This window comes from Mycolicibacter nonchromogenicus (genome assembly GCF_002101775.1).
GTDB classification, from domain to species: domain Bacteria; phylum Actinomycetota; class Actinomycetes; order Mycobacteriales; family Mycobacteriaceae; genus Mycobacterium; species Mycobacterium nonchromogenicum.
Window position 1 is genome coordinate 17,608 of the sequence record NZ_LQPI01000039.1, and the last position, 13,864, is coordinate 31,471.

15 protein-coding genes are annotated in these 13,864 nt (G+C 67.1%); 8 read left to right on the plus strand and 7 right to left on the minus strand.

Annotated elements, in window-relative coordinates:
- Window positions 1–75 precede the first annotated feature (75 nt).
- Genes AWC18_RS08365 through AWC18_RS08385 form a run of 5 tightly spaced genes read left to right on the plus strand, consistent with a single transcriptional unit; the run spans window position 76 to window position 5,217 of the window.
- Window positions 76–861 carry a 2-keto-4-pentenoate hydratase gene (locus tag AWC18_RS08365; protein ID WP_085138390.1) on the plus strand — a complete coding sequence of 262 codons (786 nt, stop codon included), beginning with the start codon at window positions 76–78 and terminating at the stop codon, window positions 859–861.
- A gap of 21 nt (window positions 862–882) precedes the next feature.
- A complete protein-coding gene (locus tag AWC18_RS08370) occupies window positions 883–1,815 on the plus strand; it encodes an acetaldehyde dehydrogenase (acetylating) (protein WP_064996442.1) in 933 nt (310 codons plus the stop codon).
- Window positions 1,812–2,840, plus strand: coding sequence for a 4-hydroxy-2-oxovalerate aldolase (gene dmpG / locus AWC18_RS08375; protein ID WP_085138391.1), 1,029 nt, complete (start codon window positions 1,812–1,814; stop codon window positions 2,838–2,840). Before AWC18_RS08370 ends, dmpG begins: the two co-directional genes overlap by 4 nt.
- A 7-nt stretch (window positions 2,841–2,847) precedes the next feature.
- Window positions 2,848–4,929, plus strand: coding sequence for a RecQ family ATP-dependent DNA helicase (locus AWC18_RS08380; protein WP_085138392.1), 2,082 nt, complete (start codon window positions 2,848–2,850; stop codon window positions 4,927–4,929).
- Between the two features lie 21 nt (window positions 4,930–4,950).
- Window positions 4,951–5,217: a heme-binding protein gene (locus AWC18_RS08385; protein WP_085138393.1), complete on the plus strand. Its 267-nt coding sequence runs from the start codon at window positions 4,951–4,953 to the stop codon at window positions 5,215–5,217.
- Here AWC18_RS08385 and AWC18_RS08390 read toward each other — a convergent pair.
- From AWC18_RS08390 to AWC18_RS08405, 4 genes are read right to left on the minus strand one after another with little or no spacing between them, the layout of a single operon-like run.
- Window positions 5,192–5,911 (minus strand): EthD domain-containing protein, encoded by a 720-nt coding sequence (locus tag AWC18_RS08390; protein WP_085138394.1) that lies wholly within the window; start codon window positions 5,909–5,911, stop codon window positions 5,192–5,194. The two genes, AWC18_RS08385 and AWC18_RS08390, sit on opposite strands and share 26 nt — an antisense overlap.
- A gap of 10 nt (window positions 5,912–5,921) precedes the next feature.
- The gene (locus AWC18_RS08395) at window positions 5,922–6,854 is read right to left on the minus strand and encodes a TIGR03619 family F420-dependent LLM class oxidoreductase (protein WP_085138395.1); all 933 of its coding nucleotides are present in this window, start codon (window positions 6,852–6,854) and stop codon (window positions 5,922–5,924) included.
- Complete coding sequence (locus AWC18_RS08400; RefSeq protein ID WP_085138396.1) at window positions 6,851–7,333, minus strand: nuclear transport factor 2 family protein; 483 nt, start codon at window positions 7,331–7,333, stop codon at window positions 6,851–6,853. Before AWC18_RS08400 ends, AWC18_RS08395 begins: the two co-directional genes overlap by 4 nt.
- The gene (locus AWC18_RS08405) at window positions 7,309–8,244 is read right to left on the minus strand and encodes an IclR family transcriptional regulator (RefSeq protein ID WP_085138397.1); all 936 of its coding nucleotides are present in this window, start codon (window positions 8,242–8,244) and stop codon (window positions 7,309–7,311) included. Before AWC18_RS08405 ends, AWC18_RS08400 begins: the two co-directional genes overlap by 25 nt.
- A gap of 96 nt (window positions 8,245–8,340) precedes the next feature.
- On the opposite strand from AWC18_RS08405, the gene AWC18_RS08410 reads away from it, so the two are divergent.
- The 3 genes from AWC18_RS08410 to AWC18_RS08420 are packed head-to-tail and all read left to right on the plus strand — an operon-like array spanning window position 8,341 to window position 11,398.
- Window positions 8,341–9,468 carry a hypothetical protein gene (locus AWC18_RS08410; protein ID WP_085138398.1) on the plus strand — a complete coding sequence of 376 codons (1,128 nt, stop codon included), beginning with the start codon at window positions 8,341–8,343 and terminating at the stop codon, window positions 9,466–9,468.
- A 2-nt stretch (window positions 9,469–9,470) separates the two neighbouring features.
- On the plus strand, window positions 9,471–10,253 hold the full coding sequence (locus AWC18_RS08415) for an SDR family oxidoreductase (protein ID WP_085138399.1): 783 nt from the start codon (window positions 9,471–9,473) through the stop codon (window positions 10,251–10,253).
- Entirely contained in the window at window positions 10,253–11,398 is a 1,146-nt protein-coding gene (locus AWC18_RS08420; protein WP_085138400.1) for a sulfotransferase family protein, read from the plus strand. Before AWC18_RS08415 ends, AWC18_RS08420 begins: the two co-directional genes overlap by 1 nt.
- A gap of 94 nt (window positions 11,399–11,492) precedes the next feature.
- Here AWC18_RS08420 and AWC18_RS08425 read toward each other — a convergent pair whose 3' ends face one another.
- The 3 genes from AWC18_RS08425 to AWC18_RS08435 all read right to left on the minus strand — a co-directional run bounded on the left by AWC18_RS08425 (window position 11,493) and on the right by AWC18_RS08435 (window position 13,857).
- On the minus strand, window positions 11,493–11,960 hold the full coding sequence (locus tag AWC18_RS08425) for a hypothetical protein (protein WP_064998048.1): 468 nt from the start codon (window positions 11,958–11,960) through the stop codon (window positions 11,493–11,495).
- Window positions 11,961–11,970: 10 nt separating this feature from the next.
- Window positions 11,971–13,143, minus strand: a complete 1,173-nt coding sequence (locus AWC18_RS08430) for a 3-ketosteroid-9-alpha-monooxygenase, oxygenase component (protein WP_064998049.1) — start codon at window positions 13,141–13,143, stop codon at window positions 11,971–11,973.
- Window positions 13,144–13,446: 303 nt separating this feature from the next.
- Window positions 13,447–13,857: a nuclear transport factor 2 family protein gene (locus AWC18_RS08435; protein ID WP_064998050.1), complete on the minus strand. Its 411-nt coding sequence runs from the start codon at window positions 13,855–13,857 to the stop codon at window positions 13,447–13,449.
- Between the last annotated feature and the right edge of the window lie 7 nt (window positions 13,858–13,864).

Sequence of the window (13,864 nt, forward strand, 5' to 3'; positions counted from 1 at the left end):
TTAGAACACGTTATAGAATTGCCGCTGAACGGCTCGTTTTCACCCGCTCCACACCACCCGAGGGGACCATCGAAGATGCTCAGCGCCCAGATCCGTGAGGAACTCGCTGCCGAGTTGGCGCAGGCGGAGCGGAGTCGGATTCCGATCTCGCCCCTGACAGCGGCTCAGCCAGGTATCGACGTCGTCGACGCCTACGAGATCCAGCTGATCAACATCCGCCAGCGGATCGCCGAGGGCGCCCGCGTCGTCGGACACAAGGTCGGTCTGTCCAGCGAGGCGATGCAACAGATGATGGGCGTCGACGAACCGGACTACGGCCATTTGCTCAACGAGATGCAGGTGTTCGAGGACAAGCCGGTCAAGGCGTCGAACTACCTCTACCCACGGGTCGAGGTGGAGGTCGCGTTCATTCTGGCCGAGGACCTGCCGGGCGCGGACTGCACCGAGGAGCACGTGCTGGCCGCCACCGAGGCGTTCGCCCCGGCGATCGAATTGATCGACAGCCGGATCAGCGACTGGAAGATCAAACTCTGCGACACCATCGCCGACAACGCCTCCTCGGCGGGATTCGTGCTGGGCACGCAGCGGGTCAAGTCGGGCGACATCGATATCAAGAACATCGATGCCACGTTGACCAAGAACGGCGAGGTGGTGGCGCAGGGCCGCAGTGACGCGGTGCTGGGCAATCCGGTCACCGCGGTGGCCTGGCTGGCTCGCAAGGTGGAAAGCTTTGGGGTGCGGTTGAAGGCAGGCGACATCGTCTTGCCGGGCACCGCCACCCGGGCCATCGACGTACACGCCGGCGACGACTGTGTCGCCGAGTTCTCCGGGCTGGGTTCAGTCCGGCTGGTTTTCGAATAGATTCGAATAGAGGAGCTTTTTATGGCTGCTAAGGCCTCTGTGGCGATTGTCGGGTCGGGCAATATCAGTACCGATCTGTTGTATAAGTTGCTGCGTTCGGAGTGGTTGGAGCCGCGCTGGATGATCGGCATTGACCCGGAGTCTGAGGGTTTGGCGCGGGCCCGCAAGCTTGGCCTGGAGACGTCAGCTGAAGGTGCGGATTGGTTGTTGGGTTTGGATGAGAAGCCGGATTTCGTCTTCGAGGCCACCAGCGCTTATGTGCACAAGGCGTACGCGCCGAAGTATGAGGCGGCGGGGATTCGGGCGATTGATTTGACTCCGGCTGCGGTGGGTCCGGCGGTGATTCCGCCGGCGAACCTGCATGAGCATGTTGATGCGCCCAACGTCAACATGATCACCTGCGGTGGCCAGGCCACGATTCCGATTGTGTACGCGGTGACGCGTGCGGTCGCGCAGCAGGGCGGGGTGGTGCCGTATGCGGAGATCGTGGCGTCGGTGGCGTCGGTGTCGGCGGGGCCGGGTACGCGGGCCAATATCGATGAGTTCACCAAGACCACCTCGCGGGGGGTGGAGACCATCGGTGGTGCGCAGAAGGGCAAGGCGATCATTATCTTGAACCCGGCTGATCCGCCGATGATCATGCGCGACACCATTTTCTGCCAGATCCCTGAGGACGCTGACCGGGATGCGATCACCGCATCCATCAAGGATGTGGTGGCGCAGGTGCAGACCTATGTGCCGGGGTATCGGTTGCTCAATGAGCCGCAGTTCGACGAGCCGTCGCTGAATTCCGGGGGGCGTGCGGTGGTGACGACGTTCGTCGAGGTCGAGGGTGCCGGTGATTACCTGCCCCCCTACGCGGGCAACTTGGACATCATGACTGCTGCGGCTACCAAGGTCGGCGAGGAGATCGCCCGCGAGATGGCCGGTGTGAGTGCTGGAGGAGCCAAATGAGCGACCACATCTTCGATGTGCGGATCACCGACACCTCGCTGCGCGACGGTTCCCATCACAAGCGGCATCAGTTCACGCGCGAGGAGGTGTCGGCGATCGTGGCGGCGATCGATGCCGCCGGTGTGCCGGTGATCGAGGTGACCCACGGTGATGGGCTGGGCGGGTCGAGTTTCAACTACGGGTTTTCCAAGACTCCTGATCAGGAGTTGATCAAGCTGGCGGCGCAGACCGCCCGTGATGCCCGGATCGCGTTTTTGATGCTGCCCGGGGTGGCCACCAAGGAGGACATGAAGGAGGCGCAGGGCAACGGTGGACAGATCTGTCGGATCGCCACGCACTGCACCGAGGCCGATGTCTCCGTTCAGCATTTCGGTTTGGCCCGTGAACTCGGGTTGGAGACCGTCGGGTTTTTGATGATGGCCCACACGGTGTCTCCGGAGAAGCTGGCCGGCCAGGCCCGCATCATGGCCGATGCGGGGTGCCAGTGCGTGTATGTGGTGGATTCGGCCGGTGCGCTGGTGCTCGAGGGTGTGCGGGATCGGGTGGCGGCGCTGGTCGCTGAGCTCGGTGATGATGCGCAGGTGGGTTTCCACGGGCATGAGAACCTCGGGCTTGGGGTGGCCAACTCGTTGGAGGCGGTGCGGGCCGGGGCCAAGCAGATCGACGGTTCGGTGCGCCGGTTCGGTGCCGGTGCGGGCAACGCCCCGGTCGAAGCCCTGATCGGGGTGTTCGACAAGGTGGGGATCAAGACCGGTATCGATTTCTTCGACATCGCTGATGCCGCCGAGGAAGTGGTGCGCCCGGCGATGCCGGCCGAGTGCGTGCTGGACCGTAACGCGTTGATCATGGGCTACTCCGGGGTGTACTCCAGCTTCCTCAAGCACGCGGTGCGCCAAGGTGAGCGCTACGGCGTGCCGGCCCATGAGCTGCTGCACCGGGCCGGTCAGCGCAAACTGATCGGCGGCCAGGAGGACCAGCTCATCGACATCGCCCTGGAAATCCAGCGGGAGCGAGCCGGGAAATAACCCCCACATGACGGTGCGGCCGCAGGCCCAGGCGATTCTGGAGCAGCTGGCCGGACCGCAGGCGCGGTTGCGCGACGACCAGTGGGCTGCGATCGAGGCGCTGGTCGTCGGGCGCCGCCGCGCGCTGGTGGTGCAGCGGACCGGCTGGGGCAAGTCCGCGGTGTACTTCATCGCGGCCAAGCTGCTGCGCGCCGGCGGGCACGGGCCCACGGTGATCGTCTCGCCGCTGCTGGCGTTGATGCGCAACCAGGTCGCCGCAGCCGAACGCGCCGGGGTGCACGCGGCCACCATCAACTCGTCGAACGTCACCGAGTGGGCCGAGGTGCAACGCCGGGTGACCGCCGGCGAACTCGACGTGTTGCTGGTCAGTCCGGAGCGGCTCAACAATCCCGACTTCCGCGACGAGGTGTTGCCGGCGCTGGCGGCCCGGGCCGGACTGGTCGTGGTCGACGAGGCCCACTGCGTGTCCGATTGGGGCCATGACTTCCGGCCGGACTACCGGCGTATCCGCACCCTGATCGCCGAGCTCGGCGCCGACATCCCGGTGCTGGCCACCACGGCAACCGCCAACGACCGGGTGGTCGCCGATGTCGCCGGCCAGCTCGGGGTCGGCGGTTCTGACACGCTGGTGCTGCGTGGCGGCCTGGACCGCGAATCGTTGCGGATGTCGGTGGTTCAAGCCGGTGGCCCCGCTGCGCGGGCAGCCTGGATCGGAGCTCACCTGGAACAGCTGCCCGGATCCGGGATCGTCTACACGCTCACCGTGGCCCAAGCCCACGATGTGGCTGCCGACCTGCGCGAACAGGGATTCGCCGTGGCCGCCTACACCGGCTCGACCGACTCGGCGGATCGCGAGCAGCTCGAGGCGGATCTGCTGGCCAATCGAGTCAAGGCGCTGATCGCCACCTCGGCGCTGGGCATGGGATTCGACAAGCCCGACCTGGGGTTCGTCGTGCACTTGGGTGCGCCGTCCTCGCCGATCGCCTACTACCAGCAGGTCGGCCGCGCCGGGCGCGCCACCACCAGCGCCGAGGTGATCCTGTTGCCCGGCACCGAGGACGCCGACATCTGGCGCTACTTCGCGTCGCTGGCCTTCCCCCCGGAACCCTTGGTGCGCAAAGTCATCGGCGAACTGTCGCCGGATCAGCCGCTGTCGACACCGGCGCTGGAAGCACGCGTCGACCTGAATCGGTCGCGATTGGAGATGGTGCTCAAGGTCCTCGACGTCGACGGCGCGGTGCGCCGAGTCAAGGGCGGATGGCTGGGCACCGGAGCCCCGTGGACCTACGACGAGCAGCGCTACCGCAAGCTCGAAGAGCTGCGGCGGGCTGAGCAGCAGGCGATGCTGGACTACCAGGCCACCGACGGCTGCCGGATGAGTTTCCTGCGCGCCCAGCTCAACGACCCCGAGCTTGAAGCGGGGGAGCGCTGCGGGCGGTGCGACAACTGCGCCGGGCCGCGGTTTGATGCCGCGGTGGATCCCGGCGCCGCCGCCGCCACCCGGGAGCGGCTGATGCGTCCCGGAGTGGAGATCACGCCGCGCCGGCAGTGGCCGTCGGGCCTGGCGCAGCTCGGCGTCAAACTCTCCGGCCGGATCACCGACGGGCCGGAGCCGGGCCGCGTCATCGGCCGGCTCACCGATCTGGGCTGGGGCGCCCGGCTGCGGCGCCTGCTCGACGAGCCGGACCAGCCCGTGCCCGACGAGGTGGTCCGCGCCGCCGTGAGTGTGCTGGCCGGCTGGCAGTGGCAGACCCGGCCGACCGCGGTGCTGGGCCTGGACTCGGCCACGCACCCGGTGCTGATCGCCTCGTTGACCGACCGGCTGGCCGAACTCGGGCGCCTGACCCGGCTGGACACGTTGCGGTATGCACCGAACCGGCGAGCGACGGCGGCAGCGAACTCTGCCTACCGGGTCGCCGCGCTGCAGGGTTGCTGGCTGCCGCCCGCGGAGCTACCGGCGGATATCGGCCCGGTGCTGTTAGTCGACGACGTGACCGACACCGGGTGGACGTTGACGATGGCCGCCCGACTGGTGCGCGCCGCGGGCGCACCGCAGGTGCTGCCGTTCGCCCTGGCCAGCGTGAACTGAGAACGCGCGTACCGTCGAAAGATGAGCGGAATCACTCGAGCGATCGCGGTCGGCCTGCTCAGCGTGGCCGCTGTCGTGGCACCGGTGGCCAGCGCCGCACCGCAGTGCGATCAGACCGTCGGCGAATCCATCGACGCCTACCTGAACCGGCATCCGGACGTCCGGGCGGAACTGGACGAACGAGGCAGGCAGGAGGATCCCGGCGCCCCGAATCCGACGCTGTCCTACCTCGAACGGCACCCGCATGTCCGGGAGGCGTTGATCACGCTGTCCCAGCAGTGTGTGTGACGAACGGCGACCGGAACACATAGCGGCTGGTGGGCACCGTGTCGATGTTGAGGTGCGCGCCGAAGGCACTGACACTGGCGATCATCCGGCCCACCCGATCGTGAAGATCGGCTTCGTCGGCCGCGCCGTAGAAGGCGTAGGGATCCGACACCGCCTCATCGGGAAAGTTCTCCTCGACGATCGCGTCGATCTGCGGCGCATCGGCGGTGAGCGCGCGGACCACCACGTTCTGGGTGTAGCCGAAGGTAGCCTGGGTGTCGATCGCGACCTGGGTGTGGTCGATGTGCCAGCGGTGCAGCCAGGTCGCCTCGTCCAAGTCGGCCGGCCGGCGCAGCAGCGCCACATTGGCCAGCCCGCGGGTGCGACGGCCCTCCCCGAGGTCCGGCGGTGCCATGGGCGTCGACTCGGTCACCAGATATGCGTGCGCCGAATCGGACTCGGCTTCGATCAGGGAGATGGCGGCCCGGGTCGCGTCGCCGTAGTACTGCTGGGTCCACAGGCTGACGACGGCCGCGGCCGGCGGGTCCAGCGTCGTCAGGGTCATCATGGAGTCGCGCACCGGCGCGTCACGCACGTTGACCACGACACCCGGCAGTCCCAGGTCGAGAAGCTTCGCCGCGACCGGACCGCGCAGATTCTGGCACCACTGGTCGGTGAAATCGGCTGTGCGCGCGACGATCATGACCTTTTCCATCGATGTCTCCTTAGGTAGCGGCGCGGAACGCGCCGACGAGTTCGCTGAGCAGATCAGTGGCCCGGCCGATGTCCTTGGGCAGTGAGCAGGTGACCCGCACATCGGTGACCCCGGCCGCTGTCAGCGCCGGCGCCGAAGCCGCGGTGGCGTCGATGTTCAGGGAGCCGTCCGGGTTCTTCGCGGTGGTCGCGTGGCCCAGGACCTGCAGGTCAGTCGGATCGCCGCCCAGTGCGGCGATGCGATCCTTCATCGCTGCGATGGCGCCGGCCGGGTCGCGCATCGCCGGGCCCCACGGTATCCAGCCGGATCCGAACCGGGCCAGCCGGCGTGCCACCGCGTCGTTGACGGTGCCGCTCACCCAGATCGGAACCCCGCCGGGCGCAACGGGTTTGGGCATCTGGTGAATATTGGCGAAGGTCAACTCCTGGGACGTGTAGCTGCTGCGCTGCTGAGTCCACAGCGTCTGGCACACCTCCAGGGTGTGGTCCAGGAGTCGACCGCGGCGCTCGAACGACAATCCGGTGGCCTCGTACTCCTCGCGTTGCCAGCCGACGCCCACGCCGAGGTCCAGCCGCCCTCCCGACAGCACATCCAGGGTGGCCAGCTCCTTGGCCAGCACCGCCGGCCGGCGCAGTGCCGCCAGTAACACCGCAGTGCCCAGGCGGATGCGGGTGGTGGTTGCGGCCAGCGCGGTCAGCACGATCAGCGGGTCCAGCCACTGGCCGTCCGGGCCGGTCGGCTGTCGCCCGCCGGCGATTCCGCCGAGCCGCGGGTCGCCGTAGGCATCCGGGTTCTCGCCGAACACCACGTGGTCAGAGACCACCACGCGATCGACGCCCGCCGCGTCCATGGCAGCGCCCAGGGCCAGGGTGGTGCCCCAGTCGTGGCCGGGGTCATCGGTGAAGGTCTTGAGCTGAAAAGAGATCTGGGGCCGCCGGGTCATGGGCGCACCTGGCGGGCCGGCCGCGATTCGATCGCGTCGATGGTCAGCTCCCGTTGTGCGATCTGCCAGGACTGTCCGGTCCGGTGATAGACGTCGCGGTAGCGCAGGTACCAGACATGGTCGGTGAGCTTGCCGTCGTGCTCGATCCAGTGATGCGCCACGGCGGTGATCTCTCCGGTGGCCACGTCAGGCGAGGTCGAGGCGGTGTAGACCTCGCCGACGATGCCATGCTGGGTGCGGGTCAGGCCGGCCAGCGGTGACATTGCGTCTCGCACGCCGGTGTGGCCGTGATGGCGCCGGTGCGGCTCCAGATGCTCCGGCGGGTCCGGCACCACGAGTTCGGCATCGGCGGTGAACAATTCGGCCAGCGCGTCGAATCGCCGCGCATCAACATAATTGGCGTAGCGGTGCACGAGCTCGGACAGCTCGAGTCGGGTCGACAAGACCAGCGCGGTCACGGCGCCGAGCCCGACTGCCATGCGGGTCTGCTCCCGCCGAGTTGGGCGGTGAGCGCCTCGGCGGTCCGCAGCAGTCCGCGAGCCCACCTGGTGATCTCGGAGTCGGTCAGTGCACGCTGGGCGTGCAGTGACACCACCATCGCCTGGCGTTGATGGTGGTCGTAGACCGGGGCGGAGATCACGCTGATGTCATGTCGGCCCCGGCCGCCGGCTTCGCCGCGCAGATACACCCGCTCACCGATGTCGGAGACCAGCTCACCGAGCAGGGCCCGCAGCTCGTCGGGCAGATCGCTGGGCAGGCCAGCCATCAGCCCGTAGAGCCGTTGCCCGCCCGGCGTCAGCCGCTCCACCAGATACCCGTCGGCGCGGCACTCGTCGACCACGCGTTGCAGGCGCTCGCTCTCCGAGCGCAGCGGGATGGTGGGCTGGCGGGCCAGCCAGTCCTGCAGGGCGAGGTCGTCCCAGAGCACGAACATCAGCCCGACCGGTGGTGCGAACGGATAGCTCTGGCCGGCTTGGACTCCCAGATGCGCATGGGGTGCCGCCACCAGCTCCAGCACCGTGATCCGGTCGTCGATCACCGCGCTGAGCGCAGCGGAGGTGGCGAAATCCGCGGACAGCCGCCGCAGTTGCTCGCGTGCCTCGGGGCCGACCCGCAGCGACTGCTGGGCCGCACGGCCCAGCGAGATCAGGCCCGGCCCAAGGCGGTAGGTCTTGTCGGGATCGTCTCGCGTCAGATAGCCCGCGTCGGCCAGGGCGTTGGCGATGCCCAGACAGGTCGGCTTGGACAGCTCGGTGCGGCGGGCCAGTTCGGACAGCCCGAAGCTCTGGTCGGGGTGGCGGGCCAGAAAGTCCAGGATCGCCACCACCCGCTCGGTGGGCGGCGACGATCGCGCCCCGCGCGGGGGAGCAGCTTGCTGAGGCGCAGCCATTGCAGCATGCTACCGCGACCGTCTAAAGTCGGTTCGAGATATCTACCAATTCGGTCCAATATTGGACCACTTTACGATCGAAGAGGTGCTGCAGCGATGTACTCCGAACCCCTTTCGGCCGCGATCGCCGAGGCGGAGAAGCTGGTCGTCGCAGCCCCGCACATCGAGACCGAGGCGGACCTGCTCGAGGGTCTGCAATACCTTGCCGGCGGTGTCGAGGCATGTGTGCACGCCGCATTCAACGGCGAGCGCGATCACCCGTTCTTGTTCTCGGGCACTGGACCGTTCACCAAGATGGGCCTGGACAACCCCGACACCTTGTACTTCGGCACGGTGGTCCGTCCGGGCAACGACTATGTCGTACGGGGCACCCGGGGAACCACGACGGATCTGAGCTTCCAGCTGCTCGGCGGTGAATACACCGACGACAACGTCCCGGCCAGCGAAGCCGCCTTCGACGATCGCGAACTCGACATCGCCGCCGACGGCACCTTCACCTGGCGCTTTCAGCCCAAGACGCCGGCGCAACTGGTGATCCGCGAGGTCTACAACGACTGGGATGCTCAGCGCGGCACCCTGTCCATCGCCCGGGTCGACACCGAAGGCACCGCGCCGCCGCCGCTGACCCGGCGGCTCATCGAGAAGCGTTATGCCGCAGCGGGAAAGCAGCTGATCAACCGGGTCAAGACCTGGCTGGCCTTCCCCCAGTGGTTCTACCTCAACCTCCCGGTCAACACGATGGTGGCGCCACGGCTCACTCCGGGCGGTCTGGCCACCCAGTACTCCTCGGCCGGGCACTTCGAGCTGGAGCCAGGCCAGGCGCTGGTCATCACCGTGCCGGTGTCGGATGCGCCGTACCTGGGGTTCCAGCTGGGCAGCCTGTGGTACATCTCGCTGGACTACATCAACCATCAGACCTCGCTGAACGGCACTCAGGCGCAAGCGGATCCGGACGGCAAGATCCGGATCGTGGTCTCCGACACCGATCCCGGTGTCACCAACTGGGTCGAGACGTTGGGCCACCGTCGCGGCTTCCTGCAGTTCCGGTGGCAGCGGGTGTCGCGGCAGCTGACCGAGGCCGACGGCCCGACCGTCGAGCTCATCGACGTCGACGCGGTGGCGGCGGCGCTGCCCTTCTACGACCAGAACAAAATTTCCCAAGAGGGCTGGCGAGCGCGTATCGCGCAGCGACAGCGGCAGATCGCTAACAGGATGCTGGGGTGAAAATGACCGGAATGCTCGACGGCAAAGTCGTCGTGATCAGCGGCGTCGGGCCGGGGCTCGGCAGCACTATGGCCAATCGGTTCGCGGCCGAGGGCGCCGACCTGGTGCTGGTCGCGCGAAGCGCCGATCGCCTCGAAGAGGTGGCCGAGCAGGTCAGGGCGGCCGGACGTCGCGCCCTGGCGGTCCCGGCCGACATCACCGATGACGACCAGGTTGCGCACCTGATCGAGGCGGCCACGGCCGAGTTCGACCACATCGACGTTCTGATCAACAACGCCTTCCGGGTGCCGTCGATGAAACCGCTGGCCCAGACCACGTTTCAGCACATCCGCGACGCCATCGAGCTCAGTGGGCTCGGCGCGCTGCGACTGACCCAGGGCTTCACGCCGGCACTGGCCGCGGCCAACGGCTCGATCGTCAACCTGAACTCGATGGTGATCCGGCACTCGCAGCCCAAATACGGTGCCTACAAGATGGCCAAGTCGGCGCTGCTGGCGATGTCGCAGTCTTTGGCGTCCGAACTCGGTGAGCAGGGCATCCGTGTCAATTCCGTTGCGCCCGGATATATCTGGGGTGAAACGTTGCAGAGCTACTTCGCCCACCAGGCCGGCAAGTACGGTACTACCGTGGAGCAGATCTACGCGGCGACCGCCGCCGGCTCCGACCTGAAGCGACTGCCCACCGAGGACGAGGTGGCCTCGGCGGTGCTGTTCCTGGCAAGCGACCTGGCCAGCGGCATCAGCGGTCAGGTTCTCGACGTCAATTGCGGGGAGTACCACAACTGATGACCACTCGTACCGATGTAGGCACCGTCGAGGATCTGCACGCCTCGGCAACCAAGATGGTGGGCCTGGACGACTTCGGCCCCGACGACGACAACTACCGCGAAGCGCTCGGCGTACTGCTGGACTCCTATCGCACCGAGGCCGACCTCACCGAGCTGGGCAGCAAGATGAACCGGTTCTTCCTGCGCGGTGCGCTGGTGGCCCGGCTGCTGGCGCAGGCCGGCTGGAAGGCCAACCCCGGGTACACCGAGGTTGCCATCGAGCGGCCGATCTTCGTCACCGGCCTGCCCCGCACCGGAACCACCGCGCTGCACCGGCTGCTGGGCGCCGACCCGGCTCATCAGGGGCTGGAGATGTGGCTGGCGGACTTCCCGCAGCCACGGCCCCCGCGCGACACCTGGGACAGCAACCCGGTGTACCGGGAGATGAAGGCCCAGTTCGAACGGCACCATGATGAGAACCCGGACTACACCGGGCTGCACTTCATGACCGCCGACGGCTTGGAGGAATGCTGGCAGCTGCTGCGCCAGTCGCTGCACTCGGTGTCGTATGAGACGCTGGCGCACCTGCCGAGCTATTCGCGCTGGCTCTCCGAGCAGGACTGGACTCCCGCCTACCAGCGGCACCGGCGCAACCTGCAGCTGATCGGGCTCAACGAACCGGAGAAGCGGTGGGTGCTGAAGAACCCCAGCCACCTGTTCGCGCTGGACGCGATCATGGCGGTCTACCCCGATGCGCTCATCGTGCAGTGCCATCGGCCGGCCGAGACCATCTTGGCGTCGATGTGCTCACTGGCCCGGCACACCACCGAAGGCCAGTCGAACACCTTCGTCGGCGCGCAGATCGGCGCCGACGAGATGGAGACCTGGGCCCGCGGGTTGGAGCTGTTCAACGCCCAACGGGCCAACTATGACCAGGCTCAGTTCTGCGACATCGATTATCAGGACTTCGTCGCCGACCCGCTGGCCACCGCCGCGGGTATCTACGAACGCTTCGGGCTGACGCTCACCGACGAGGCGCGCCAGGCCATGGCCGACGACTATGCCGCGAGCAAGACCGGTCCGCGCGCACCGAAGCACGAATACTCGCTGGCCGATTACGGCTTGACCGCCGAGCAGGTCCGGGAGCGCTTCGCCGGCCTGTGACGTCCCCCTGTGCCCCCTGCGCGAGCAGACGCGAAAGCCCCCAAATTCCGGTCGATTTGGGGGCTTTCGCGTCTGTTCGCGGATGGAAACCGAGCTAGTCGATGCCGTCGCCGGGCAGGGGAGCGGCGGTGCGCTCCTCCAGATGGCCCTCGGCGATCGCGTGCGCAATGCTCTTCGACAGCTTCGGGCAGCCGCGGCTACGGGTGCTGTCGATCCCGGCCTCGCGTTCGGCCGCGAAATGGGCGCACCGTTGCACCGCCGCCGAATTCCATTGCACCGAGGTGTATCCGGGACCCAGCTTCTTGACTTCGACGGTGGCGGTGCAGTGCCGGCATTCCACCGGCATCAGACCCGAATGCAGGTAGTGGTCGGTATCCCGTTCGGTCGCAGCGCGAATCGCCTCGAAGCGCTGCGGATCGACCGGAAACAGCGGTTGCCGCGAGTAGCGGGTGTCGGGCCCGTCATCGTCGGAGCCGCCATGCTCGCCGTGCTCGTCGTGCGGGCCGTAGAACCTCAGCATGGACCGGGCCAGCTCGCCGGCGTCGGGAACCTCGCGGGCCATGGTCTCAGACCTACTCTGCGTTAACGGTTTCTGACGCCTCTGCGGCCTTGGCTTCCTCTTCCTGCACCCGCAGGTTCTCGGCGACCTCGGCCTTCCACTTCTCGTTGGCCACCGTCGCATCGATCTCGATCTCGAAGCGATCGGTCATGTCCGGGGTGACGTCGGCGGCGTCGACGTAGAACTGCGAGTACCACCGGCGCAGCTGGTACACCGCGCCGTCCTCCTCGACCAGCAGCGGGTTCTCGATCCGGCTCTTGTGCGTCCAGATCTCCACGTCCTGCAGGAAGCCCTTGCTGACGCCGTCGGTCATCGCGTCGGCGATCTTCTCGGTGGTCGCGTCGTCGAGGCCCTTGGGCTTCTGCACGATCACGCCCCACATCAGCCGGAACTGGTTCTGGCTGATCGGGTAGTGGCAGTTGATCAGGATCGACTCGGCCTTGAAACCGCCGTAGCTGTTGTGCAGCCAGTTGATCATGAACGACGGACCGAAGTAGGAGGCCTCCGAGTCCAGGACCGACTCGCCGTACTGGGTGCCCAGGCCGGGCACGTCGGAACGCCCGACGTTGCGCAGGTACTGCGAGGCGATGTGGCCTTCGAAGACGTTCTTGAACGACGTGGGCAGGCCGTAGTGGATGTAGAAGAAGTGCGCGAAATCCACGACGTTGTCGATGATGTCGCGGCAGTTGGAGTCGATCACCATGGAGTTCCAGCGCCAGTCGGTCCACTCACCGCTGGACCACTCCGGGATCTCGGGGATCCGCACCTCGTCCGGCGGCGGGTTGCCCTCCGGGTCGTTGTACATGAACAACAGCCCGCCGCGCACGTCGGTCGGGAAGGACTGGGTACGCGCAACCCGCGGGGTCCGCTTGGAGTAGGGCACCAGCTTGCAGCGCCCGTCGCCGCCCCAGCGCCAGTCGTGGAAGGGGCAGGCGACCTCGTCGCCCTTGATCTGGCCGCGGCTCAGGTCGCCGCCCATGTGGCGGCAGTAGGCGTCGAGCACGTGCAGTTCGCCCTTGGAATCTGCGAAGACCACCAGCTTGGCGCCGAACGCATGGATGGAGTGCGGTTTGCCGTCCAGGAAGTCCTTCACCGGGCCCAGGCAGTGCCAGCCACGCGCGTAGCGGTCCGGCAGTGTTCCGGTATCGATGTGGCGGACGCCGACCTCGGCGTTGTCAGTGCTCACCTGTTGCCTCCAACCCGTTGCTTCTAACTAGAACACGTTACAGTTTTGACACCTGTTCGCGCAATAAGCCCTGCTGGTTAGGGCCTTTGGTCCCAGGTATACGTGAACAATCCAGCTGTGGCCATCGGCGACGTCATTGGGGCCTCAGGGTGGTTCGGCGCCGCGCCTGACCCGCAGACATGCGCCTGACCCGCCGCCAGCCGTGCCTAACCCGCCGACATGCGCCGAGCCGGAAATCCCCGACGCTGAATCGGCGTGTCGCGTCGTGAGATTCCGGCTCGGCGGGGGTTGGGTCCGGGTTGGCTAGACCTTGCGGGCGGTCTTGGCCGCGCGGTCCAGTTCCCAGTAGGCGCGCAGCGCGACGAGCTTGCCCGCCGCGTCGGCCTTGTAGGTGAACACACCCTCGGTGACGATCTGGTGACCGCCCATGGTGATGGTGATGTTGCCGGTGTTGGCTTCCTCGTCACCACACTGGAAGGTGTCGGAGAAGTTGAATTCGATCTTGTCGGTGCTCGCGATCGCCTTGTCCCAGAAGGCGGAGATCTCGTCGCGACCGCGGTGGCCCTTGCCCTCCGGGTCGAAGTGCGACGGCCCGACCGGATCCTGCACGATCGCATCGTCGGCGAAGTTCGCCAGCCAGGCTTCCTTGTCGCGGGCGATGACGGCCTCCCGCGAACGAAGGCCTGCTACGTGGGCGGGGTGATCTGCGTTCATCCGAGTG